The organism is Alistipes sp. UBA6068 (assembly GCF_949428155.1).
GTDB classification, from domain to species: domain Bacteria; phylum Bacteroidota; class Bacteroidia; order Bacteroidales; family Rikenellaceae; genus Alistipes; species Alistipes muris.
The window spans coordinates 136,689-162,061 of record NZ_CASQFS010000003.1 but is presented as its reverse complement, the minus strand read 5'-3'; the positions used below and the strand labels follow the sequence as shown (position 1 = coordinate 162,061).

Sequence of the window (25,373 nt, the reverse complement as noted above, 5' to 3'; positions counted from 1 at the left end):
ACAGGCTTGCGGGGTTTTCGTTTTACAGAACCGGCTTGATTCGCGGGGGCTGGATGGTCACGTAGGGCGTGCCGTTGCCGTGGCAGGTGGAGACGAGACGTACGGCCTTGATTTTCCGGTCGGGCCGCAGCGTGATGCTGCCGTTCTCCAGTTCGCCGATATGCACGAAGTTTTGCCCGTCGTAGGAAACTTCAGCGTAGCCGGTCGTTATCTGCGTTTTGGGCAGCTGTTCGTGTCCGGTCTGGAGGAAGATTTCGCGGCATGACATCGGCTTTGCGAAGGTGTAGAGTACCCAGTCGCCCCGGCGGCAGGCGCGCCGCGTGCGCGCCGGAGCTTTGTAGGCGGCGGCCTTGGCGAAGGGGACGCGGGGATTTTCGGCCATCGAGGAGGTGACGGTCAGCGCGGGGGCGATGACTCTATAATAGGAGTTGTCCGCCACCTGCGGGCTGCGGCCCGTCTTGTAGCGGGTGAAGAAGCGGTAGCGGTGCGGCTCAGCCGTTCGCAGGGGCTTGGTGTAGCGCTTCGGGCGGCCGTCGTCGACGGTGTAGCAGATTTCCGAATTGTCGTCGGCCGTGGCGGTGAACGTTCCGTTTGCGTAGCGGAGCTGCGGCGGGAAAAGCCGGAAGCCGATGCCCATGGCGGCCATCCGGTCGTAGTGGTCGGTGACCAGCTCGCGGTAGTAACTCTCCCACCCCTCGTCGTTGCCGCTCCATGCCAGGCGCGCCAGGGCGCAGATTCGCGGAAAACACATGTAATCCATGTAGTCGGGCTTTTCGGGCTCGTGCGAAGTGTAGATTTCGGTCCAGAACGCCCCCTCGAAACCCTCCACGTGGCGCAGCTGTCTGTCCGAGAAGCCGCGCGCGGCCGGGTCGAATTCGTAGGTCCGGCGGGCGTCGAAAATCGAAGCCCAGCTGTGGCCCTCCTCGCGGAGCGTCTGGCGCATGTCGAAGTAGAAGCACTCGCTCGGCATGATGACCGTGCGGTAGCCCTTGGCGGTTGCGGCATGGCAGGCGCCGACGCTCGTCCACCCGTGCACGCGGCTTGCGCGGGTGAACGTACCGCTGGCGGCCGCTTCGTTCCACACGGCCGGACGCTTGCCGCGGGCGGCCAGCATGGCGGCGAGCCGCTCCATGAAATAGTCTTGCAGCCGGTGCGGGTTGACGGTTCCGAGTCGCTTCATCATCGCCCGGCAGTCGGGACACTTCTTCCATTGCGCCACCTCCACCTCGTCGCCGCCGATATGGATGTAGGGCGAGGGGAACAACTCGCAGATTTCGCCGAGGATCTCTTCGAGCAGGGCGTAGTTTTCCTCGCGTGCGACGCACCACGCCGAGCGGTAGTCGGTCCCGGCCGTCGTGACGGTGTCGGGCGGATAGTTGCAGCGGATTTCCGGACGGACCGAACCGATGCAGCGGCTGTGGCCCGGGAGGTCGATTTCGGGGATGATTTCGATGTTGCGCAAGGCGGCGTACTCGATCAGCGAGCGCATTTCGTCCTGCGTGTAATAACCGCCGTACTTTTCCGACCATTTGCCGTAGACGGGCGCCACGGGCGAATCGCCGCCGCGGAAACCGCCGACTTCGGCCAGCTCAGGGTGCGACTTGATTTGGATGCGCCACCCGTCGTCGTCGGCCAGGTGGAGGTGGAGTTTGTTGATGTTGTGGTAGGAAAGCAGGTTGATAAAACGTTTTAGCATGGGCACTTCCACCCAGGTGCGCGCCACGTCGAGCATCATGCCGCGGTAGCTGTATTTCGGCCGGTCGGCTGCGATGCCGCAGGCGAGCGCCGTTCCGTCGGGGATGCCCTGCTGTGCGTAGACCTCGGGCGGCAGCAGCCGGAAAAGGGCCTGCAATCCGTTGAACGCTCCGCCGGGGCTGGTGGCGCCGATGCGGATGTAGTCGGGGGCGATTTCGAGCCGGTACGCTTCCGAGGGCTCGCCGGGTTCGAGGGTCAGCACGACGGCGCCCGTACCCGTCATCTGCTGCCGGACGGGACGCCCCAGGTATTCGGCCGCATAATGGGCCAGCGGCAGGAGCGCTTCGTCGGCCGCGAGGGCCGTTGCCGGACCGAAGACGAAGGCACCCTCGCGGGGGATCATCGGGCCGGGAGCGGGCTGTGCCGCCGCCGAAAAGGCGAGAAACGACAAAAGAAGGAGCAGCGGGGATTTCATCGGCTGGGGAATTTGTTTTTTGCAAAGTTACTTTTTTCCGGGCGATTTGCTTACCTTTGCGGCAAAGAAATACCTTATATATCTTATGGAACAGGATAAAAGGCTTGCGGCCACGGCGCGGCTTCTGGAGGTGATGAACACCCTGCGCCGCGAATGTCCGTGGGACCGCGAACAGACCTTCGAGTCGCTGCGCAGCAACACCATCGAGGAGACCTACGAACTGGCCGACGCCATTACCGACCGCAACATGGAGGGAATCAAGGAGGAGCTGGGCGACCTGCTGCTGCATGTGGTTTTCTACTCCAAGCTGGGTGAGGAAGAGGGCCTTTTCGACTATGCCGATGTGGCCGATTCGCTCTGCGACAAACTGATATACCGCCATCCGCACGTCTACGGCGACATCCACGCCAATACCCCCGACCAGGTGAAGGAGAACTGGGAAGCGCTCAAACTGCGGAAGAAAAACCGCAAGAGCGGCACGCTGGGCGGGGTTCCGCGCTCGCTCCCGGCGATGGTCAAGGCCTACCGCGTGGGCGAAAAGGCGGCCGCTACGGGCTTCGACTGGCAGCGGCGCGAGGAGGTATGGGACAAGGTGCGCGAGGAAGCGGCCGAAGTGGAGGCCGAAATGAAATCGGGGACGCAGGCCGACCTCGAAGCGGAATTCGGCGACCTGCTCTTTGCGCTGGTCAACGCCTGCCGTCTCTACGGCGTGGACCCCGAATCGGCCTTGGAGCGAACCAACAAGAAATTCATCCGCCGTTTCAACTGCATGGAGGAACAGGCCGCGGCGCAGGGACATGCGCTGCACGAACTTACGCCGGAGCGGATGGAAGAACTTTGGCAGGAAGCAAAAAAGAGAGAATAAGATGGCGCTTATCCGAAAAATCCGCGGGCACGAACCCGTCGTAGGAGAAAATACCTTTCTGGCCGAAACGGCGGTGCTGCTGGGCGACGTGACCGTGGGCCGCGACTGCTCGATCTGGTACAACGCCGTGCTGCGCGGCGACGTCAACAAAATCGTGGTCGGCGACCGCACCAACATCCAGGACGGAGCGGTGCTCCACACCATCTATGACGGAGCCAAGCACCCGTCGCAGACCATCATCGGCAACGACGTGTCGATAGGCCACAATGCGGTGGTCCACGGCGCACGCATCGGCGACAACTGCCTGATAGGCATGGGGTCGATACTGCTGGACAATGCGGTGATTCCGTCGGGCTGCATCATCGCTGCGGGGGCGCTGGTGCTCTCCAATGCCCAGCTGGAACCCAATTCGGTCTATGCGGGCGTTCCGGCCAAAAAGGTCAAGGAGGTGACGCCCGAACAGCGCGACGAAATCATCCGCCGCACGGCGCACGACTACATGCTCTACGCTTCGTGGTTCAAGGAGGAGTAGGCCGATGCGCTGGCGGACCGAATATCCTGTGCTGCTGAACCTGCTGGTCGCCCTGGCGGTCAGCCTGGTCGTGAATTTCTCGTACCTGCTGCTGCTGTTGGTCGACCCGAACACCCCTGCCCCGCCGCCCGAGGAGGTGCCGGCGGCCGAAGAATACGAAGCGGGACTGCTGTGGGTGTCGCCCGACGGTCACGGCTATCTGATCGGCGAAAACGGCGACAGCGTGTACGCGGCCATGTCGCGAATCCGGCGGTTGGGGCTTGCGGACGGCGATAGTCTGACGGTGAGCGTCTCGGCTCCGGCATCGGAAGCCGCCCACCCCGTACTGAAAAAGGTGGTGCGGCGCAACGGCGAGGAATTCGACTACGGAGCGCTTTTCAAACGCCCGTCGGAAAGCGCTGTGCTGACCCTGCAGCTGATTTACTATCTGCTGCTTTCGTTCATCCTGCTGTCGGTCGTCACCCCGGTGCGGTACGACTATTCGCGGCGGCGCTTCATCGTGCGCGGCTGCTGGGCCGTGGCTGTGGCCGCGGGGCTCTATTTCCTGGCCCCTGTGACCGAGTGGCGCACGGGCAGGCTGCTGCCTAATTTCATGGCGCCCCGGATGCTGGACTATGTGCTGCTGCTCAAGTGCTCGTTCGCCGTGGTGGTTTCGCTGCTTTACAGCTGGATATATGTGCAGATTTCGCAGCAGCAGGCCGTGGCGATGGAAAACGAACGGCTCAAGAACGAAAATCTGACGACGCGCTACAACATGCTCGTCGGGCAGATCAACCCCCACTTCTTTTTCAACTCGCTCAACTCGCTGTCGATGCTCGTGCGCGAGAAACTCGACGACAAGGCGCTCACCTATATAGACCAGCTCTCCTACACGTTCCGCTATATCATTCAGAACGGGCAGAGCACGCTGCTTTCGCTCGGCGAGGAACTCGATTTCCTCGAAGCCTACGGCTATCTGTTCAAAATCCGCTATGCCGACAAGCTGTTCTTCGACATCGACGTGCCGAAAGAATACCGTTCGTGGCTGCTGCCCGCGCTGTCGCTGCAACCGCTGGTGGGCAACGCGGTGAAACATAACGCCATAACCAAGGCCCATCCGCTCCATATCAGCGTGCGTGTGGCGGTCGGCTGGCTGGAAGTGTCGAATCCCAAGGCGCCCAAACTGGAACCCGAGCCCTCGACGGGCATCGGGCTGGAGAACCTGCGCAGCCGGGTGCGGCTGATTACGGGGTGCGAAATAGAAATCGTCGACACCGGGACGGTATTCACCGTGCGGGTGCCGCTTCAGAAACCCGAGACATGCTCCGTGCGCTGATTATCGAAGACGAGACCGCGGCGGCGGTCAACCTGCGGGCCGTTCTGCGCGAGACGGCGCCGGACGTGGAGGTGACGGGGGTGCTCGAAAGCGTGGCCGAGAGCGTGGAATATTTTCGGAACCATCCGCAGCCCGACCTGCTTTTCATGGACATCCATCTGGCCGACGGCGATTCGTTCCGGATTTTCGACGAAGTGGAAATCGCGGCTCCGGTCATCTTCACGACCGCTTACGACCGCTATGCGCTCGAAGCCTTCAAGGTCAACAGCATCGACTACCTGCTCAAACCGCTCAAAAGCGCCGACGTGCAGCGGGCCCTTGAAAAACTCCGCCGGCTGACGGGCAGCGAGAGCCGGGCCTACGGTGCGCGGGTCAAGGCGATGGCGGCCGAACGGCAGGAGACCTTTCTGGTTCATGTGCGCGACCGGATCATTCCGCTGCACCGCGACAAAATCGCCTACTGCTACACCTCCGACGAGAAAGTGACGGCCTGCGGCTTCGACGGCGAAATCTATCCGCTCGACCGGACGCTGGAAGCATTGCAGGCGCTGCTGCCCGAAGCCGACTTCTTCCGCGCCAACCGCCAGTTCATCGTTTCGCGCCGTGCCGTCAAAGAAATCGTGGTGTGGTTCGGCAGCCGCCTGTCGCTGTCGCTGCAAGTCGCGACGCCCGAACGGATCGTCGTTTCCAAAGCCCGCGCACCCGAATTCAAAGCCTGGCTGCGGTCGGCTCAGCCTGCCGAATAGGCGGTTGACCCGCCGTTCGTGCCGTTTGACCCGGGGTGCCGCCCCGGGTTTTGCGTTTGGCCCTACCTTTGCATCGGAGAACCATAACTTAAAATTCATCAGAGCTATGAAACAACGTATTATTGCAGTTGCCGCAGCGCTTTGCCTGCTGGCAGGGTCGGCCGCCTCGGCGCAGAACAACAATCCGAAAAACGGGCGGATGCAGCCCAAGGAACGCCCCACCGTCGAACAGATGGCACAGCGTCAGACCGAACGGATGACCCGAGAACTGGGGCTGGACGAGGCGCAGGCCAAGCAAGTCTATGCGCTCAATCTGAAACGGATTCAGCGGATGGAAGCCATGCACGCCGAAATGCGCAAGAACCGCCAGGCCGAAGCCGAGCAGATGAAATCGCTGCTGACGACCGACCAGTTCGTGAAGTGGTCGCAGATGCAGGGCCCCATGCCCGGAGCGCACCGCGGCAAGATGCAGAAGGAGTGCTGCAAGCAGAACAAAGACTGCAAGAGAGCGGACAGACCCTGCGACAATAGCCAGCGGGCCCGATAGCGATACGAACCGGCACTTGACGTCCGGCCGCGGCTTCCGAATCTGCCGAAAAGCAGCCAGGGGGCCGCGGCGTTTGTGCCCGGCGGTGGCGGGCGGTTGACCCCTCTTTTTGGGCGATTCGCCCTGCCGCCGCTGGAAGTCCGGCCAAAATAAGTTAACTTCGCGCTGCGAAAATTGCGTTACCCGATTCAAGATGAGAAAAATACTGCTTACTACCCTGCTTACGCTGGCGGCCGCGGCGGCTTCCGCCCAACGCAAAGGCGCCGTCACGGCTACGGTCCTCGACGCCGAAACGGGCGACATGGTACCCGGTGCCGTGCTGACGGTGGCGCCCGTGGCCGCACCGGACAAACAGCAACATTTCATGTCGGCCTACAAAGGGGCCGTTTCGATGCCGTCGCTCGCCTACGGTGAATATACGCTGTCGGTGTCGTTCCTCGGCTACAACAACTACGAAACGACCTTCACGGTAGCGGCTCCCCGGCAGAATCTGGGCGAAATACGGCTCAGGCCCGGTGTGGAAATCGAAGCCGTGGTCAAGGAAGCCAAGACGCTGCGTACCTCGCAGAAAGGCGACACGGTGAGCTACAACGCCGGGGCGTTCAAGGTGGTGGCCGACGCCGATGTGGAGGGACTGCTGAAGAAGATGCCGGGCATCACGATTACGGACGGAGCGGTCGAAGCGCAGGGCGAGGAGGTGAAGAAAATCTTCGTCGACGGCAAGGAATTCTTCGGCGAAGATGTCACGACGGCCATCAAGTCGCTGCCTGCGCAGGCGGTGGACCGCATCGAAGTCTACAACAAGCTGAGCGATGCCGCGGAATTTTCGGGCATGGACGACGGCGAGGGCTACAAAGCCATCAATATCGTCACGCACAAGAACATGCGGCAGGGGCAGTTCGGCAAGTTCTACGCCGGACTGGGCTACGACGCCGACACCAAGACCGGGGACCGCTTCAAGTATCTGGCGGGCGGCAATGCCAACATTTTCAGCGGCGACAGCCGCATATCGGTCATCGGGCTCTTCAACAACGTCAACCAGCAGAATTTCTCGTTCGAGGACATTCTGGGCGTCTCGGGCAATACGGGCGGCGGACGCCGCGGCGGCGTGGGCCAGTACATGGTGCGGCCGCAGAGCGGTGTGGCGACGGTCAACGCCGTCGGAGTGAACTATTCCGACACGTGGGGCAAGAGGGACCAGGTGACTTTCCAGGGCAGCTATTTCTTCAACAACACCCACACGGAAAACGAATCGACCGTGGAGAAGTGGTACGAAACCCCCAGCATCGACACCCTGTCGACCCGCGGAAGTTCCGACACGCAGGCTTACAACCACCGCTTCAATGCGCGGCTGGAATGGAAAATATCGCCGAACCACAATCTGATGATCCGGCCGGGATTCAGCTTCCAGTCCAACGACCCGCTGAGCCGGACGACAGGCTGGCAGTACGGCGAGAGCGGCTACTCCCCGACCGACACCTTCAGCAAGAGCGCCCGCTCGGGCTACAACGTCCGGACGAACGCCATCTATCGCGCCAAGCTGGGCAAACCAGGCCGGACGATAACCGTCGACGGGATGTTCCGCTATTCGGACTTCACCAACAACTCGAACTCGTATTCCAACGTGGCGCCCGTATTGCCATTGCGTCCCGATGGCGCCGATGCACCGTGGGGATGGGATGCGGACTCCTACACGCAGCTGCGCTACCTGCGCAGCATGGCCCCCTCGTCCACGCTGGCGCTGCGCGGCGAGTTCACCTATACGGAACCCGTGAGCAAGTTTGCGCAGCTCTCGTTCCAATATCGGGCGGCCTACGAACACCAGGAGCGCGACAAGAAAAGCTATGAAACGGGCGCCGACTTTTCCATCGCCGGAATCGCCCCGATGCCTGCGCTTTCCAACACCTACGAAAGCAACTACCTGACCCAGCGCGTCGGACCGGGCTTCCGCTACTCCAAGGAACGCAATACGTTCGTGGCCAACGTCTACTATCAGCGCTCGTCGCTCGACGGCCAGGTGATGCAGACCGATGCGGAGAAAATCAGGCACAACTACGACAACGTGCTCTATTTTATGATGGGACAGCTCAATATCAACCGCGAAAACTCGCTGCGCCTTTTCGTATCGTCCTACACGAACAATCCGGAAGTCACCCAGCTGCAAAGCATTTTCGACATATCCGATGCGCAATATATTTCGAGCGGTAATCCCGGCTTGAATCCGTCGTACAACCACCGGGTCAACTTCCACTACACCAATTCCAACGTGGAGAAAGGCCGCACGTTCATGTGGATGTTCTCGATGCAGGCGGCGTCGAACTACATCACCAACGATGTGCGCTACAACGGGACGGTGGAGATTCCGGGTGTCGATGCCAACTACTCCTACCTCCAGTATTCGCGTCCGGTCAACATGAGCGGCTACTGGAACCTGATGACCCACGTGAGCTACGGTTTCCCGATAGGCTTTCTGAAGAGCAACTTCAACGTCATGGCGGGCATCATCTACTCGCTGACCCCCAGCCGGATAGACGGCAAGCGCAACGAAACGGGCAACATGGGCTATAATTTCCGGGCCGTGCTGGGCAGCAACATTTCGGAGAACGTAGACTTCACCCTTTCGTGGAACGGCACCTACAACGAAGCCAAGAACTCGCTGGATGCGGTGGCCGGCAAGAACCGCTATTTCAACCACTCGGCGCAGGGCAATCTGAAAGTGGTCTTCCCGCTGGGCTTCACCCTCACGGCGAGCGCCGCCTACACGCAGTATGTCGGCTTCACGAACAACTACAACGACGACTATCTGCTTTGCAACGCATGGATCGGCAAAAAGGTGTTCCGCAACCAGCGCGGCGAAATCATGATCGGTGTCAACGACATCTTCAACCAGAACAAGTCGTTCGTCCGCACGGTCGGCTCGGGCTGGACGCAGAACGCCACCAACAGCGTGGTGGGCCGCTACTATATGGTGCAGTTCACCTATAACCTGCGCCACTTCGGCAAGAGAGGTTCCCGCGACATCAAGGATTACGACGGCATGGCCCAGCCGACCCGGCGCGGGGCAGGTCCCGGTGCGGGCGGTCCTCCTCCGGGTGCGTTCCACGGTCCGAGATAACGTGCTGCGAGAAAACCCCGCCTGCCAGGCGGGGTTTTTCTATGGAGGGAAAGGTGCTTTACTTTTCCGGAGCGCTGCACGCGCAGCCGCCCTCGCGGCGGATGACCAGGTGGGTGCCGATGCACGCCAGCCCGCCGTAGATGACGGCCAGGATGACCAGCGCCTTGATTTCGGCGAAGACCTCCGAGAGCGAGGCCCCCATGGTCTGGATGCGGATGAACGCGTTGACGCCGTGGCTGCTGGGAAATAGCTGTCCGAACTGGAAAAGCCAGTCGGGAATGCCCTCGCGCGGATACGACACACCGCTGAGCATCAGCAGCGGAATGGAAGTCCACAGCAGGAACAGCAGCGAATTCTCGCGGTAGCGGAACAACGTCGACACGGCGATGCTCAAGCCGATGCACGCGGCCATGTAGACGGCCATGAACAGCAGAATCGTGCCCGTGGCGCCGTTCATCGGATAATGGAACAGCCGATAGTGCAGCCCGAGGATGTAGAAACACGTCACGGCGTAGAGCGACGCGTAGACCAGTCCGCGTCCCAGCACGATGGGCAGCGTCGACATGTGCCGCCGCCCCGCCGGACAGAGTTTGTGGTAGAGCCCGTGTTCGCGCCAGGTGCCGCCGATCATGCCGATGCCGATGAGCATGGTCTGCTGGATGATGACCATGATGATGGCGGGCATGACGAAGGTGCCGTAGCCCAGGTAAGGGTTGAAAATGTTGCGGGCCTGGTAGATGACGGGCTGTGTGGTGGCCTGCGCCTGCGGGATGTTGGCCCCTTTGGCTATCAGCCGCTGGAACTCGACCATCGCCCCGGTGTTGCCGATAGTGGTCACCACCTCCTGGAAGACCTGCCTGTACATCAGAAAGTAGCTCGCGTCGCAGTAGATGGCCACAACGGCCTGCTGTCCGCCGAGCAGTTTTTCCTCGTAGTCCGACGGAATGTAGACGATGCCGTAGATTTCGCGGTCGAAGAAGAGCTTCTTGGCCTCCGCCATGTCGGCGGGCTGATAAGCTACGTAGGTATTCGGCCCGGCGTTGAAGGTCTCGGTCAGCGCACGGCTCGTCGAAGTCCGGCTCAGGTCGATGACACCGATGGGCACGTTGCGCAGGACCTGCGGCGCGTAGGCCAGCGAATAGGCCGTGGCGTAGATAAAGAGCGCGAAAATCAGAATCAGCATGACGCCGCCGTCCGAGAAAATCGTGCGGTATTCGTTGGCCATGACGGCGCGCAGCTGCTGACCGTAGGATTTGAGTTGTCGTGCGAAACGGTTCATGCTACGATTTCCCCCAGAATTTTTCTTCCGTGCAAAGACGTCTCAGACGCCGCAGGCACAGAAACGGTAAGACGATGAAAAGCGCCATGCACCCCAAGTCGGGCAGCGAACAGCGGGCCGGAGCCCCGCGCAGCATCTGGTCGACGAACAGGTCGGTGTAGTAGGTGAACGGAAAGAGCTTGCTCACCGCGCGCATGGCGGGGTACATGGCCATAATCGGGAACGTCAGTCCCGAGAAGGTGAAGGCCAGCACCGAATAACCTCCGCCCAGCGAGAGCGAAAGACGCAGGTTGGCCATGATCGAGACAATCAGCACCGAAATGGACTGGTAGCTGAGAATGAACAGCAGCGTACCCGTCAGAATCAGCGTGAAACTGCCGTTGAGCGGCACGCCCACCACCTTGAAGATGATGACGAACATGACCTGCGACAGCAGGAACATGATGACGGTGACGGGAAGCATCTTGCCCAAGAGCGCCGCCCCCATCGAATCGTCGGCCGACGCGAGCCACTCGCGGGCCGTGCCGTTCTTGAGTTCCGTGCCGATGGAAAAGACCGTCACCATGACGATGAAGATAAGCAGCATCATCGGCATGAAGCTCGGCGACAGATAATACCCGTAGTTGATATAGGGGTTGAACAGCACGTGCTTGTCGAACCGCACGGGCTGAAGCTGCGCCATCGCCTGCCGCTCGGTAAGTCCCTGCTTGGTGAGCAGCTGAATCTGGATGCCGGCCGAAAACATGGTCACGGCGGTCTGTATGTCTTTCGACAAGAGACCGTTGACCGTGATGTTCGAGCCCGAAATGTAGGCTTCGATATGGGTCTGGCTGTTGCTCAGAATGTTCTTCTCGAAGAACGCCGGAATCTGCACGACGGCCGAAATACGCCCCTCGCGCATGAGCCGTTCGCCCTCGTCCATCGACTGGATGCCGTAGGCGACCAGCGCCGTGGGGGTCTCCTCGATCATCTGGGTCACCTTGCGCGAGAGGGTCGAGCGGTCCTGGTCAAGGACCGCTATGGGAATGTCGCGCGCCACGCCCTTCTGGAAAAGGACGGCGAAGAAGACGAACGAGAGGAGCGGCAGCAGAAACATCAGCACGAAGTACATGGGCTGGTGCGTCAGCCGTCGGAGTTCGCGCCCGAGTGCGTCGCGGGTATTGCGCAGGAAGCCCATGCCCTACTTCTCGAATTGATCCCAGTCGACCAGCACGCTCATGCCCGGGCGCAGGGTCATGACACCGCCCACGGGGCGGGCCTTGACGGCGAAGGTGCGGATGTCGAATCCGCCCTGCGTGCGGGTGGCGGCCCAGGTGGCGAAGTCGGCCTGCACGGCGATGTAGGTCACCTCGAATTCGGTGTCGTAGCCGAGGGCCGGAATGTAGCCTGTCATGCGGGTGCCGACCTTGATATGGGGCAGCAGGGTCTCTTTCACGTTGAAAGTCACCCACATGTCGCTCGTGTCCAGAATGGCTACGACCGGGTAGCCGCTCCCGACGAGTTCGCCCTGCTCAGCGATGATGGTCGAGACTTCGCCCGTGACGGGTGAGTAGACCATGGCATCGTTGATGTAGGATTCCACCTCGTTCACGGCCCCTTCGGCTTGGCGGACTTTTGCGGCGGCCGCTTCCTTGTCCTCCTTGCGGGCGCCGTCGCGGGCCATCGTATATTGGGCCTTGGCGGCCTGCGCCGTGGCTTTCATCGCTTCGTAGTTGGCCGAAGCCTCGTCCAGCTTCTGCGCCGGGACTACCCCCTGGTCGTAGAGGTTCTTGACGCGTTCATAGGTCTTGCGGGCCAGCTCCAGCCCGGCCTGCGCCTTTTCCCACATGTTCTGCGCCGCTTCGATTTGCTGGGTGCGGGCTCCTGCGACAGCTGCGGCGTCCAAAGCCGATGCCGCGCTCTTGACGGCTTCGGCCTGCTGGAGCTTGGCGTCGAGCTCGGGTGTCGAGAGCACGTAGAGCAGCTGTCCCTTTTCGACGCGTTCGCCCTGCGACACCTTCATGCAGTCGATGCGGCCGGGGACTTTCGACGAGGCTTTGTAGGTCGTGCACTCCACCGTACCCTGAATCAGCATCGGCGTGTGTTTGGTCAGATACCGGCTGATGAGCACCACCGCAAGGATGATGACCACGGCGGCGGCGATGATGGCGATAATGTTCTTGCGTTTCATATCAATCTGTTTTTATTTCTTGTCGAAATGGATGGCCCGGGCGTTGTCGCGGCGGGCATAGGAGGCGTATTCTTCGCTGATGCCGGCCGCTTCGAGCAGCTGGGCCAGCAGCTTGTCGTAATTGAAAGCCGCCTGCAGCCGCTCGGCCCGCACGCCTGCGAGATTCAGTTCGGCGTCGATGAGGTCCGACGACGAGGCCATGCCTTCCAGGAAAGCGGCGTTTTTCATGCGCAGATACTCCTCGGCGAAAGTCAGCGACGCGTCGATGGAGGTCATCTGGTTGCGGTAGTTGAGAAGCTGGTTGTAGAGCTGTTCGACCAGCACCGAAATATCCTTTTCGGCCTTGTTCTGTAGCTCGCCGACCCGGCGCACCGTCTGCTTGGCCGCCGAGTATTTGTATTCGCGGTTCAGACCGTCGAAAATCTTGAAGTTGACCCCCACGCCCACGGCCCAGCGGGGAACGATGCCCGTGACCTGGTAGTTGTAGAACGAACCGCCGCCCATGGCCACCACCTGCGGCATGAAGTTGCTGCGCTGGAGCTTGACGCCCTCCTGTGCGAGGTCGTGCTTCAGGGCGACCTGGTTGAGCAGGGGGTTGTACTTGGCGGCGAGGTCCTGGTAATAGCTCAGCTCCTCGATGCGGTCGACGATGAACATGGAAGTCAGCGGGAGCGTCTCGCCGCTGCGGTTGAGCGTATTCTGCAAGGCGCTTGAAATGGTCTGTGCCTGCAGGCGGGCGTTGGCCAGCTCGCGCTCGGCTTCGGCCATCTTGAACTCCACGTAGAGCCGTTCGCTTTTGGCAATCATGCCGTTTTCCTCAAGCGCGATGGCGTCTTCCAGGTGCTTCCGCACGCCGTCGACCACCTGCTGCCGGACGTCGACCACCTGCAAGGCCAGCGAAAGACCGAAATAGCGCTCGACGAGCTCCGAGACCAAGGCGTTGCGCGTCTGGTCGCTCTGCGCGACGGCAGTGCGCTCCTGGATTTTGGCGGCGCGGCTCGCGGCGTTGATTTTACCGCCCAGCCAGATAGGCAGGGTCACCTGCCCGCCGACGGTGCCGAGACTGCGGTCCTGTATCTTGAGGAACCAATCGGCGTTGAGCATCGGGTCGAGGAGCTGCTGAATCTGCGGAATCATCTGCGGCGGCACCAGCCCGCTGCCGAGTATCTGCCCGGCGAAGCCCTTGACGGGAGTTTTCATTTCGTTGAAATCGAACCCGATGTCCTTGCCCAGGTAGGCATAGGCCCCCACCACGTTGATCTGCGGCATGCGCAGACCGATGGTGGCCCGGCGTTCCTGGACGGCGGCCCGCTCTTCGTATTCGGCCGCCCTGACGGCGGGGTTGTCCGCGAGCGTGGCCGCAATCGCCTCTTCGAGCGAAAGCGCGGCGGGCTGCTGGGCCGGCGCAGGCGCCAGCAGGAAGAGCGCCGCTGCCGAAAGGAGGGTCTTGAGTGCTGTTCTCATAGGATTTGTCAATTGTGGGAAGCAAATATAGCGATATATCGGATATGTTTTTCTCTGATAGGTATTTTAGAACATTTTTAGGTCCTTATGGGTGTAAATCTGCGACCGTTCGCCGTTACAGATGGGCGTTTGCGGCGCGCACCTCGTCGGCGAGCTCGGGCCGGAACCGGACGTCGACACCCGCTTCGCGCAGGGTCAGCGCTCCGCGGCAGCATGCGAAGCGGTCGGGTTCGTAGAGAGCGAACACCACGTGTGCGAAGCCGTGGCGCAGAATCAGCTGCGTGCAGCTTTCGGGTTCGCTGGCCCGCTGCGAGCAAGGTTCCATCGAGGAATAAATCGCCGCGCCGCGGAGGTCGGCGCCTGCCGCCAGCGCCTTGGCAATGGCTTCTTGTTCTGCGTGGTGCGTCGGCGAGGTCTCGTGGGTGTAGCCGCGGAAAACGGCACCGTCGCAAGCGACAATAATCGCGCCGACGCAATAGGACGTTGCGCAGGGCGTGCATTTGCGGCTCTCTGAGACCGCCATGCGCAGATAGTGGAGGTCGGTTTCGGCGGTGTCGGGCTTCAGCTGCCATTGGGTCACTTCCATGCTGCCGAAGCGTTCGTGTTTGCAGGGAATATCGCCGGAGGGGGCGAAAGCGAAGTGCGCCCTGCCCTCCTCGCCAAGCCGCAGCGCCGGATTGACGGCCAGACGCAGGGTGTCGGCCATGCCCTCGGCGAGGAACATGCGGAGCACGCGGGCGCCGCCCTCGACGAAAAGCCGCCGGATGCCGCGCTTCTCCAATTCGGTGACGATGGCGCGGGCCGATAAGGGCGTGTCGGCTGGAATGACTTCGGCAACGCCTTTCAAATGGGGCAGGCCGTGGGGGGAAAATACGTAGATGTCGGCGTCGCCCTCGGTGAAAAAGCGCATCGACGGGTCGAGGTTCCCGGAGGATGTCAGCGTGATTTTCGCCAGGTCGGGCCGCAGTCCGAGCTCCGTGCGCCGACGGCGTGCTTCGGGGTCGCGAAGCAGCAGGGCCGGGTTGTCGCGGCGCAGGGTTTCGGCCCCGGCGAGAATTGCGTCGTGTTCGGCCCGGAGCCGATAGACTTCGGCCATGTCCCCGGGCGTCGAAACCAACAGCCGCCGGGGCGTGCGGTCGTCCATGAAGCCGTCGGCCGTGACGGCAGCGGAGAGGGTTACGAACATCGGCGCAGGGTTATGAGCGTGATTTCGGGCCAGGCGCCGAGCCGCATGGGATAACCCACGTAGCCGATGCCGTCGTTGATGTAGAGCGTCTTGCCGTCAGCGTCGTAACGGCCGCTCCACTGCTCGTAGAGACAGGCGGCGGGTGAGAAGCTATGGCCGAAAATCCGGATTTTCATCTGCATGCTGTGCACGTGGCCCGCCAGCGTGAGGTCGCCGCGGCCGATGTTGCGAATCTGCGGCCACAGCTGGGGAAGATGGACGGCCGTGAGGTTGTAGATTGCTTCGGGCACGTCCGTATAGGCTTTCGCCAAGGTCGGAGAATGCAGGTCCGAGGCGTGGCGGAGCTTGTATAATGCCGGGTCGAACGAGATGCCCGACAGCGAAATGCTGTCATTGCCGCGGTGCAGGTAGACGGTGGTGTCCTGGAGTACCTGCCACCCCATTTGCGTTTGCCGCTCGATGACCTGCGCCAGGCTTTCGGCTTTGGGCAGCCGGATGGTGTCCTTGATGTAGCTGCCGATGTCGTGGTTGCCTGTGACCGAATAAACCGGAGCCGCGAACCGGGCCAGTATCTGCATGACGTCGGGCTCCAGCTCGCTTGAACGGATGTTGACCAAATCGCCCGTGAAGACGATCAGGTCGGGCTTCAGCGCATTGACGCTGTCGACGAGCCGCTGCAACTCGCGGTCGGGATGTACCAGCGTGCCGACGTGAATATCCGTCAGCTGAACGATACGCAGCCCGTCGAAACTCGCGGGAAGCCGCTCGGAACACACCTCTATTTTGTTGATCCGCAAAGTCGTGCGTCCTGCGGTCGCACCCCAAATCATGAGGACGGCGATACCGAAACCCGCCAGGATGCCGAGCCGGGGGCGATGCAGGGCGTTGAGCGCATAGAATCCGATTCGCGGAAACAAGGCAATTATCCAAACCCAGAATATCCACATCGACCACCGGATGTAGGTGGTGGAATGGTCGCACAGCAACAGGCTGGTGACAGCTACGACCAAGGGCAGCGAGTTGGTCAGAGAAGCCCATACGATGAACAGCCGGCGTCTTAGCGTGCCGGCGCCTTCGCGCCGCATGCGGCGGTAGTGGTGCATGTCGGCGGCTATGGTGCAGAGGCCTATCAGAATCGAAATCGAAAAAAGCATACCTATAAAATATAAAGGGGTCGGCTGCAAACCGGATGCCGAAGCGGCGTGTCGCTGCCGATGGCTTGTCGGTACAAAGATAACGCAAGCCGCCTGCAAAAGCAAACTTGCATCGGCATGTTCTTGCTCCGCCGTCGTGCGGCTGTAACGAAGAGTGCGTTTTGAGGTATCTTCCAGCGAATCCGATTTGCGCTGTCGGCTTTTGGCATACAACTTGCTAATTTGCCGGGTGAAATTAACCCGTTGTATTCCAAATGCAAAACGTGAGAATTCATTAAAAAACCAAATTTTATTCGGCTTATGAAAACATTTCGACTTTTGACTGCGGCTCTGCTGCTCGCAACTTCCGCCTCGGCGCAGCGCTACTCGAACCAAGCCCCCGAGGGTGAGTACTCGCCGACGGTTTATCTGATCTCCGTGCAGGAGACCGAGAACATCGGCTGCGGCTGTGCGGCACAGGAGGCCATCGCACGCAACCGCGCGGCCGTGAACAACGCCATCAAGGACTACGATGAAACCCATCGTTACGGATTCCAGCAGGCGGCCAAACCGCAGTTCGTTTTCACGACGAAGGACAACCGTTTCTCGCTGGCTCTGGGCGGTTCGGTGACCCTGCGTGCGGGCTACGACTTCAACGGCATTTCGGACAACATCGACTTCGTACCTTACGACATTCCGATTCCGGGCGGCTACAACACGCGTCAGAAGCTCATGATGGATGCCTCGACCTCGCGCGTCTTCCTGAAGTCGATTACCAATTCGGGCGTGCTCGGCCGTGTCATCGTCTTCATGGATGCCGATTTCCGCGGCGGCCGCGAGGGCAGCTACACGCCCCGTCTGCGTTCGGCCTACGTTTCGCTCGGCGGCTTTACGCTGGGTCGCGACGTGACGACTTTCTGCGACCTGCAGGCTGCGCCCATGACCGTCGATTTCCGGGGTCCCAACGCCTATAACTTCAACTTCGCCACGATGATCCGCTACGAGGTGACCTTCGCCCGCGACCGCATGACCTTCGGTATCGCAGCCGAAATGCCCAACGTGAGCGGCACCTACAGCGACTACTACACGCCGCTGCGCCAGCGCGTGCCCGATTTCCCGGCCTACTTGCAGCTGGCATGGGGCAACAACCGCGAGAGCCACATCCGCGTATCGGGTGTCATCCGCGACATGTACCTCCACAACGCCCGCACGGGCAACAACACCACGCTGCTCGGCTGGGGCGCCCAGTTCAGCGGCCGTATCAAGGTGGCCCGTCCGGTAGTACTCTTCATGAACGGTATCTATGGCAAGGGCATCACTCCCTATATTCAGGACCTGACCGGTTCGGGCCTCGACTTCACGCCCAACCCCGAGCATGCCGAGCGCATCCAGACCACGCCCATGTGGGCCTGGCAGGCTGCCGCGCAGATCAACCTTTCGCGCCGCGTAGCTCTCTCGGGCGGTTATTCGATGGTTCGCGTCGAGCATAAGAACGGTTTCTATGCCGACAACGAGTATCGCCAGGGTCAGTATATCTTCGGCAACATCTGCTACCACCTCTCGTCGCGCTTCCGCTTCGCCGCCGAGTACCTCTACGGCACGCGCAAGAACATGGTTACCGACCGCAACCACGCCAACCGCGTCAACCTGATGGTTCAGTACAGCTTCTAAACCGAAAAGACACCCCGTTTTTTCGCAGGGCGGCTCCCGAGGGGGAACCGCCCGTTTTTTTTGCTGTTTTGGGCAAAGCCGAAATATTTGTCTTATTATCGCTATCTTTGCAAACATGGATTTTCTGGCTCAATACAATCTGACGGGACTGGTAATCGGCGTCGCCACGTTTTTGATTATCGGTCTGTTCCATCCTTTGGTCATCAAGGGCGAATATCATTTCGGCGTGCGGTGCTGGTGGGTGTTTCTCGTCATGGGGGCGGCGGCCGTTGCGGCTTCCGTCGCCGTGCGCCATATTTTGTGGTCTACCCTGCTGGCCGTGTGGGGCGCGTCGTCGTTCTGGTCGATCGGCGAGCTGTTCGAGCAGCGCAGGCGGGTCGCCAAAGGGTGGTTTCCCAAAAAGGAAAGGCGGAGCGAATGAAACGGCTGACGGGCTATTTCCTGCTGCTTTGGCTGGCAGGCTGCGATTTCGTTCCGGCGCCTGCCCCGAACCCGGAGCGTCCGGTGACGGTCCGGCTGCTCTTCACGGGCGACGTCATGCAGCATCTGCCGCAGGTCGCGGCGGCCCGGCGGGAAACGGGCTTCGACTATACGGAAACTTTTGCGGCTGTGCGGCCCTGGTTCCGGGCGGCCGATTTGACGGTGGTCAACCTGGAAACCACCCTCACCCGCTCCTCGCATTACACGGGCTATCCGAGGTTCCGTTCACCCGTGGCGTTGGCCGATGCGCTGGCCGACGCAGGGGTGGACGTTGCCACGTTGGCCAATAATCATTGTTGCGACGGCGATGCGGTGGGCATCCGGACGACCGTCGAGGAACTGAACCGCTGCGGCATCCGTCACACCGGAACTTTCGCGGACAGCCTGGACCGTGCGGCCAATCATCCGCTGCATCTTGTTTGCCGCGGGGTCCGTTTCGCCCTGCTGAACTACACCTACGGCACCAATGGGCTGCCCGTCCCGAAAGGTACGACGGTCAACCACATAGATACGCTGCGCATGGCGGCGGATTTGGGGGCGATTGGTCGCGACAGCGTCGACTGCGTGGTGGTCTGCGTCCATTGGGGGAACGAGTATCAGCGCCATGAAAATGCGGCGCAGAGGCAGCTGGCCGGGTTTCTCAGACGCCACGGGGCCGATATTGTCGTGGGACATCATCCCCATGTCATCCAGCCTTACGAAGCCGATTCGGCGCATGTGGTGCTCTATTCGCTCGGCAATTTCGTCTCCAACCAGCAGCGGCGTTACTGCGACGGCGGGCTGATGGCCGAAATCGACGCTACGCGCCATCCGGGCGGCCGCATGACCTATGCCCTGCGTGTCGTTCCCGTGTGGGTCGCCGTACCCGGTTTCCGCGTTCTGCCGCCCGAGGCCGCCGACACCCTGTCCCTGCCCTTTCAGTACCGGCGTTTCCGGGCCGATACGGACGCATTGCTCGGAACGGTTCTATAAGTGCACCGAACGGGCCGGAGCGGCGGGTTTGCTGCGGATTTTGCAGCGGGAGCAGAACCAAAAGCAAACCATCATGGAAAAAAGCATCAAGGGTACCCGCACCGAGCAGAATCTGCTGAAAGCCTTTGCGGGCGAAAGCCAGGCACGGAGCCGCTACACGTTCTTTGCGAGCAAGGCCAAGAAAGAGGGATACGAGCAGGTGGCCGCGGTTTTTCTGGAGACGGCCGACCAGGAGAAGGAACACGCCAAGCGCTTCTTCAAGTTTCTGGAGGGCGGCGACGTCGAAATTACGGCGGCTTACCCCGCCGGACCCATCGGAACCACGCAGGAGAATCTGCTGGCCGCGGCCCACGGCGAGCGTGAGGAGTGGGACGTTTTGTACCGCGATTTTTGCCGCATCGCCGAGGAAGAGGGTTTCCCGGAAATCGCCACGGCGTTCCGCATGATTTCGACCGTCGAAGCGCATCACGAGGAACGCTACCTCAAGCTGCTGAGCCGCTTTTCGGACGGCGACTTCTTCAGGCGCGACGGCAAAATATGGTGGCAGTGCCGCAACTGCGGGTATGTCTGCGAGGCTTCCCAGGCACCGGGGATATGCCCTGCCTGCCAGCATCCGCAGGCCTATTTCGAGCCGAAGAAAGAGAACTATTAGCGTATTTAGCGCCCGACGAATGCCGGCACGAAATCCAACGGGGTTTTGTGCCGTGCTTTTTTATATGGGCTCGCTCCGGGATGCAGCTGGCTTAGTCGGGTGCCGTGAGTCTGCGGTCTGCCGCTCCGAATCGGCGTTTTTCTGCGCCGGGATTTTCCTGCGTGGCATTTTATTGCTATCTTTGTAGAAGATAAACTTCGCCTCGGCAATGCTCAAATAAATTTGGCATTGCTCTCGACTTGTGCTATCTTTGACACCGTCTTAGATACTTGTACATTATTTCCGCAAAATTAGATATGGCAGACGAAAAAATCATCTTCTCGATGGTGGGTGTCTCGAAGACCTTCACCAATCAGAAAAAGGTGCTCAACAACATCTACCTCTCGTTTTTCTACGGCGCCAAGATAGGCATCATCGGTCTGAACGGCTCGGGCAAGTCGACCTTGATGAAGATTATCGCCGGCATCGACAAGAATTTCCAGGGCGAAGTCGTCTTCTCGCCCGGCTATTCGGTCGGCTACCTGGAGCAGGAGCCGAAGCTCGACCCCGAAAAGACGGTCCGCGAGGTCGTCGAGGAGGGCTGCGCCGAGACGGTGGCCCTGCTGAAAGAGTACGAGGAAATCAACATGAAGTTGTGCGAACCCATGTCCGACGACGAAATGGCCCGCATGATCGAGCGGCAGGGCGAGCTCTACGAGAAAATCGACCACGCCAACGGCTGGGAGCTGGACAGCGTATTGGAGCGTGCGATGGATGCCCTGCGGTGTCCCGAGGCCGACCAGAAGGTTGCGGTCCTTTCGGGCGGCGAGCGGCGCCGCGTGGCTTTGTGCCGCCTGCTGTTGCAGCAGCCCGATGTCCTCCTCCTGGACGAGCCCACCAACCACCTCGACGCCGAATCCATCGACTGGCTCGAACAGCATCTCCAACAGTATAAGGGCACGGTCATCGCCGTGACCCACGACCGCTATTTCCTCGATAACGTGGCCGGGTGGATTCTCGAACTCGACCGCGGCGAGGGCATTCCGTGGAAAGGCAACTACTCGGGCTGGCTCGAACAGAAAACCGCCCGCATGGCCATGGAGGAGAAGCAGGAATCCAAGCGCCGCAAGACCCTTGAACGCGAGCTGGAGTGGGTGCGCATGTCGCCCTCGGGGCGTCATGCCAAGTCCAAGGCGCGTCTGTCGGCCTACGACAAGATGATGAACGAGGACACGAAGCAAAAGGAAGAGAAGCTCGAAATCTTCATTCCGAACGGTCCGCGTCTGGGCGACGTCGTCATCGAGGCGCAGGGCGTCACGAAGGCTTTCGGCGACCGCGTTCTCTACGAAAATCTGAATTTCTCGCTGCCGCCTGCGGGTATCGTGGGCGTCATCGGTCCCAACGGTACGGGCAAGACCACCCTTTTCCGGATGATTATGGGGCTCGAACAGCCTACCGAGGGTTCGTTCCGCGTAGGTCCTACGGTCAAGCTGGCCTACGTCGATCAGCAGCACAAGTCCATCGACCCCGAAAAGTCGGTCTACGAGGTGGTGTCGGGCGGTGCCGACCTCATCATGCTGGGCAACCGGCAGGTCAATGCGCGCGCCTACATCGCCCGGTTCAACTTCACGGGCGCCGACCAGGAGAAGAAGTGCGGCGTGCTGTCGGGCGGTGAGCGCAACCGCCTGCATCTGGCGCTGGCGCTCAAGGAGGAAGGCAACGTGCTGCTGCTCGACGAGCCGACCAACGACATCGACGTCAATACGCTGCGGGCGCTTGAGGAGGGTCTGGAGAACTTCGCCGGGTGCGCCGTCGTCATTTCGCACGACCGCTGGTTCCTCGACCGCATCGCCACGCACATCCTTTCGTTCGAGGGCGATTCGCAGGTGGTTTTCTACGAGGGTTCGTACAGCGAGTACGAAGCGTGGAAGCGTGCGCAGGGCGGCGATACGGAGCCCCACCGCGTGAAATACCGCAAACTGATCGAAAACTGATAAGGTGCCTCAGCCGTATTTTGACTTTTAATAACCCCTGCGGGGTTTTTGACTTTGCTTGCGCTCGGCATAGCCTGCAAGCAGTCTCTGCCCTCGCTTAATCGCAAAGTTTACTTTCTACTTTTCACCTTGTAAAATGCAGAAACCTTCGATTCCCAAGGGTACGCGCGACTTCTCCCCGGTGGAGATGATGCGCCGCAACTATATCTTCGACACCATCAGGGGCGTTTTCCGGCTCTACGGCTTCGCGCCGCTCGAAACCCCCTCGATGGAGAATCTCTCGACCCTCTTGGGCAAGTACGGCGACGAGGGCGACAAGCTCCTTTTCAAGATTCTCAATTCGGGCGATTATGCCGCCGGGCTCTCCGACGGCGAGGTGCGCCAGGCATCGAAAATCTGCGAAAAGGGCCTCCGCTACGACCTGACCGTGCCTTTCGCCCGTTACGTCGTGCAGCATCAGGGCGAGCTGGCGTTCCCGTTCAAGCGCTACCAGGTGCAGCCCGTGTGGCGGGCCGACCGTCCGCAGAAAGGGCGTTACCGCGAGTTCTACCAGTGCGACGTCGACGTCATCGGCACCCGTTCGCTTTTGTGCGAGGTCGAGCTGATCGAAATCGTCGACCGGGTGTTCCGGGCGCTGGGCATCCGCGTGGCGCTCAAGATGAACAACCGCAAAATCCTTTACGGCATCGCCGAGACCATCGGGCATGCCGACAAGATGACCGACATAACGGTGGCCATCGACAAGTTGGAGAAAATCGGGCTCGACAACGTCAAGGCCGAACTGCTCGAACGCGGACTGGAGCCGGAGGCGGTCGCGAAACTTCAGCCGATACTTGAGCTCGCAGGCGATAACCGCCAGAAGCTGGATGCGTTGCGCGCCGTAATCGGCGCTTCCGAAACCGGACTGAAAGGCATCGAGGAGATGGAAACCGTCTTCGGCTATGCCGAACGGCTCGGGCTCGGCTTGCAGGTCGACCTCGACCTTTCGCTGGCCCGCGGGCTGAACTATTATACGGGGGCCATCTTCGAGGTCAAGGCGCTCGACTTCGCCATCGGGTCGATTTGCGGCGGCGGCCGTTATGACGACCTCACGGGCATCTTCGGCATGCCCAACATGTCGGGCGTCGGCATTTCGTTCGGCGCCGACCGCATCTACGATGTCATGACCGGGCTGAACCTCTTTCCGGAGGAGGTCAACAGCTCCACGCGGGTGCTGTTCGTCAACCTCGGTGCCGAGGAGGAAGCTGCGTCGCTCGGTTTGCTGCGTGCGCTGCGCGATGCGGGTGTTCCCGCCGAAATCTACCCCGAAGCGGGCAAGATGAAGAAGCAGATGGAGTACGCCAACCGCCGGGGCGTTCCTTACGTGGCCATCGTCGGTTCGCAGGAGCTCGAAGCGCAGGTCGTGACGCTCAAGGAGATGCGTTCGGGCGAGCAGCGGCAGGTGGCCTTCGCCGACCTTGCGTGCAGCTTGAAATAAAACCGGATAGAATTCTATGCGCCAGCTCTTTCTATTGCTTGCATCCGTGCTTCTTTCGGGAGCCGGATTGCTGGCGCACGGTGAACCTCCGGCCGCTAAGCAAGAGACGGACGAGTTGCAGAAGTTCTTTCAGATTTACCGTTATCTGAACCGTTTCTATGTCGACGAGGTGGACGCCGGGCCCTTGATCGAGGGGGCTGTCGAAGGCATGCTCGAACGGCTCGATCCCCATTCGGCTTATATTAGCGCCGACGAAATGCAATCCGTCGATGCGAGCTTCGACGGCGGGTTCAGCGGCATCGGGGTCGAATTCAACATTTTGCGCGATACGGTCATCGTGGTCAATACCATCGTCGGGGGTCCGGCCGAGCGGGTCGGTGTGCTGCCCAACGACCGGATTGTGCGTATCGACACGCTCGACGCCGTGGGGCTGACGCGTTCCGACGTGCCCCGATACCTGCGCGGCAAGCGCGGTTCGCGGGTGGCGGTCGACGTCGTGCGGCACGGAGAGCCCGCGCCGCTTCATTTCGTCATCGAGCGCGACCGGATTCCGCTGAACACTATCGACGCGGCCTACAAGGTCGACGACGGAATAGGTTATATCAAGGTCAACCGTTTCGGCCGCACGACCATGAACGAATTCCGCGAAGCCTACGCCAAGCTGGGCAGGCCCCGGCAATTGTTGCTCGACTTGCGCGGCAACGGCGGCGGTCTGCTGGAACAGGCGGTCGAAATGGCCGGATTTTTCCTGCCCCGCGGTGCCGTCATCGTCTCGACCGAGGGCCGGGCCGTGGCGGAACGAAGCTATTCGGCGCCCGCCGACGGCGAGGGACTGGACTGCAAGTTGGCCGTGCTGATTGACGAGCGGTCGGCGTCTGCGTCGGAAATCGTCGCGGGCGCCGTGCAGGACTGGGACCGCGGCGTGGTCGTCGGGCGTCCGAGCTTCGGCAAGGGGCTGGTCCAGCGGCAGGTGAGGCTCGACGACGGTTCGGCCGTGCGGGTGACCGTGGCGCGCTATCATACCCCGTCCGGGCGGATGATTCAGCGCCCCTATCAGAACGGACAGCGCCGCCGATACTATATGGACCATCTGCGCCGCTACGACGATGCCGTGCGCGATTCGCTCGACGCCGGAACGCCGGTTTTCCGCACCCTGCGTACGGGGCGTCCGGTCCACGGGGGCGGCGGCATCCGGCCCGACGTGCTGGCCGAAGCGGATACGACGGGCTATTCGGCTTATTATGGCGCCTTGGTGCGGCGGGGCGTATTCAACGATTTTGCGGTCGCTTACCTCGAAAAGGAGCGGTCGCGGCTCGAAAAGGAATACCCTGCGGAGGAGCTGTTCCTCGAAAACTATTGTCCCGACGATGCTTTGCTCCGTGGACTGGCGGCCGCCGGAGAAGAACGGGGCGTGCCGTTCGACGAAGCGGGCTTCGCTGCGTCGGCCGCCCGGATGCGGGTGCAGCTCAAGGCACTGACTGCACAGCGTCTGTTCGGAACCGGGGCCTACTATCGGGTCGTCAACGGGGCGGCGGCGGACCACAGCGCTTATGCGCAGGCATTGGAGCTGCTCCGGCATTGGGAGGAACTCGCCGTGCCGATATTGGAAGAAAACGATTAAAACAT

Annotated in this window: 20 protein-coding genes; 13 read left to right on the top strand and 7 right to left on the bottom strand. The window is 61.1% G+C overall.

Going from position 1 to position 25,373, the window contains the following annotated elements; all coding sequences use genetic code 11:
- Window positions 1-22: 22 nt before the first annotated feature.
- Window positions 23-2,170: a beta-N-acetylhexosaminidase gene (locus tag QVG21_RS03095; RefSeq protein WP_287922152.1), complete on the bottom strand. Its 2,148-nt coding sequence runs from the start codon at window positions 2,168-2,170 to the stop codon at window positions 23-25.
- A gap of 85 nt (window positions 2,171-2,255) precedes the next feature.
- On the opposite strand from QVG21_RS03095, the gene mazG reads away from it, so the two are divergent.
- From mazG to QVG21_RS03065, 6 genes are all read left to right on the top strand, one after another.
- A complete protein-coding gene (mazG, locus tag QVG21_RS03090) occupies window positions 2,256-3,035 on the top strand; it encodes a nucleoside triphosphate pyrophosphohydrolase (protein WP_251213683.1) in 780 nt (259 codons plus the stop codon).
- Window position 3,036: 1 nt separating this feature from the next.
- Entirely contained in the window at window positions 3,037-3,567 is a 531-nt protein-coding gene (locus tag QVG21_RS03085) for a gamma carbonic anhydrase family protein (protein ID WP_251213684.1), read from the top strand.
- 4 nt (window positions 3,568-3,571) lie between these two features.
- Entirely contained in the window at window positions 3,572-4,882 is a 1,311-nt protein-coding gene (locus tag QVG21_RS03080; RefSeq protein WP_287922144.1) for a sensor histidine kinase, read from the top strand.
- Window positions 4,867-5,628, top strand: coding sequence for a LytR/AlgR family response regulator transcription factor (locus QVG21_RS03075; RefSeq protein ID WP_287922141.1), 762 nt, complete (start codon window positions 4,867-4,869; stop codon window positions 5,626-5,628). The genes QVG21_RS03080 and QVG21_RS03075 overlap by 16 nt, the downstream gene beginning before the upstream one ends.
- A gap of 106 nt (window positions 5,629-5,734) precedes the next feature.
- Entirely contained in the window at window positions 5,735-6,175 is a 441-nt protein-coding gene (locus QVG21_RS03070; protein WP_287922138.1) for a DUF4890 domain-containing protein, read from the top strand.
- A 193-nt stretch (window positions 6,176-6,368) separates the two neighbouring features.
- The gene (locus QVG21_RS03065) at window positions 6,369-9,290 is read left to right on the top strand and encodes an outer membrane beta-barrel protein (RefSeq protein ID WP_287922136.1); all 2,922 of its coding nucleotides are present in this window, start codon (window positions 6,369-6,371) and stop codon (window positions 9,288-9,290) included.
- A 58-nt stretch (window positions 9,291-9,348) separates the two neighbouring features.
- On the opposite strand, the gene QVG21_RS03060 is transcribed toward QVG21_RS03065, so the two are convergent.
- From QVG21_RS03060 to QVG21_RS03035, 6 genes are all read right to left on the bottom strand, one after another.
- The gene (locus QVG21_RS03060; protein ID WP_287922133.1) at window positions 9,349-10,569 is read right to left on the bottom strand and encodes an ABC transporter permease; all 1,221 of its coding nucleotides are present in this window, start codon (window positions 10,567-10,569) and stop codon (window positions 9,349-9,351) included.
- Window position 10,570: 1 nt separating this feature from the next.
- On the bottom strand, window positions 10,571-11,746 hold the full coding sequence (locus QVG21_RS03055) for an ABC transporter permease (protein ID WP_287922131.1): 1,176 nt from the start codon (window positions 11,744-11,746) through the stop codon (window positions 10,571-10,573).
- Between the two features lie 3 nt (window positions 11,747-11,749).
- Window positions 11,750-12,739 carry an HlyD family secretion protein gene (locus tag QVG21_RS03050; RefSeq protein ID WP_251213691.1) on the bottom strand — a complete coding sequence of 330 codons (990 nt, stop codon included), beginning with the start codon at window positions 12,737-12,739 and terminating at the stop codon, window positions 11,750-11,752.
- A 12-nt stretch (window positions 12,740-12,751) separates the two neighbouring features.
- Entirely contained in the window at window positions 12,752-14,203 is a 1,452-nt protein-coding gene (locus QVG21_RS03045) for a TolC family protein (protein ID WP_287922129.1), read from the bottom strand.
- A 115-nt stretch (window positions 14,204-14,318) separates the two neighbouring features.
- Complete coding sequence (locus tag QVG21_RS03040; RefSeq protein ID WP_287922127.1) at window positions 14,319-15,389, bottom strand: dihydrofolate reductase family protein; 1,071 nt, start codon at window positions 15,387-15,389, stop codon at window positions 14,319-14,321.
- Window positions 15,380-16,543 (bottom strand): metallophosphoesterase, encoded by a 1,164-nt coding sequence (locus QVG21_RS03035; protein ID WP_251213694.1) that lies wholly within the window; start codon window positions 16,541-16,543, stop codon window positions 15,380-15,382. The genes QVG21_RS03040 and QVG21_RS03035 overlap by 10 nt, the downstream gene beginning before the upstream one ends.
- A 300-nt stretch (window positions 16,544-16,843) precedes the next feature.
- Between QVG21_RS03035 and QVG21_RS03030 the strand changes: the two genes are divergently transcribed.
- The 7 genes from QVG21_RS03030 (at window position 16,844) to QVG21_RS03000 (ending at window position 25,368) form a co-directional block, all read left to right on the top strand.
- Window positions 16,844-18,193, top strand: coding sequence for a DcaP family trimeric outer membrane transporter (locus QVG21_RS03030; protein ID WP_251213695.1), 1,350 nt, complete (start codon window positions 16,844-16,846; stop codon window positions 18,191-18,193).
- 115 nt (window positions 18,194-18,308) lie between these two features.
- Window positions 18,309-18,614 carry a DUF4491 family protein gene (locus QVG21_RS03025; RefSeq protein WP_251213696.1) on the top strand — a complete coding sequence of 102 codons (306 nt, stop codon included), beginning with the start codon at window positions 18,309-18,311 and terminating at the stop codon, window positions 18,612-18,614.
- The gene (locus QVG21_RS03020) at window positions 18,611-19,645 is read left to right on the top strand and encodes a CapA family protein (protein ID WP_287922125.1); all 1,035 of its coding nucleotides are present in this window, start codon (window positions 18,611-18,613) and stop codon (window positions 19,643-19,645) included. Before QVG21_RS03025 ends, QVG21_RS03020 begins: the two co-directional genes overlap by 4 nt.
- 73 nt (window positions 19,646-19,718) lie before the next feature.
- Window positions 19,719-20,297, top strand: a complete 579-nt coding sequence (gene rbr, locus QVG21_RS03015; protein WP_287922124.1) for a rubrerythrin — start codon at window positions 19,719-19,721, stop codon at window positions 20,295-20,297.
- Between the two features lie 296 nt (window positions 20,298-20,593).
- Complete coding sequence (gene ettA, locus QVG21_RS03010; protein WP_287922123.1) at window positions 20,594-22,270, top strand: energy-dependent translational throttle protein EttA; 1,677 nt, start codon at window positions 20,594-20,596, stop codon at window positions 22,268-22,270.
- Window positions 22,271-22,406: 136 nt separating this feature from the next.
- Complete coding sequence (gene hisS / locus QVG21_RS03005; RefSeq protein ID WP_251213700.1) at window positions 22,407-23,747, top strand: histidine--tRNA ligase; 1,341 nt, start codon at window positions 22,407-22,409, stop codon at window positions 23,745-23,747.
- Between the two features lie 16 nt (window positions 23,748-23,763).
- Window positions 23,764-25,368: a S41 family peptidase gene (locus QVG21_RS03000; RefSeq protein ID WP_287922119.1), complete on the top strand. Its 1,605-nt coding sequence runs from the start codon at window positions 23,764-23,766 to the stop codon at window positions 25,366-25,368.
- Window positions 25,369-25,373 lie beyond the last annotated feature (5 nt).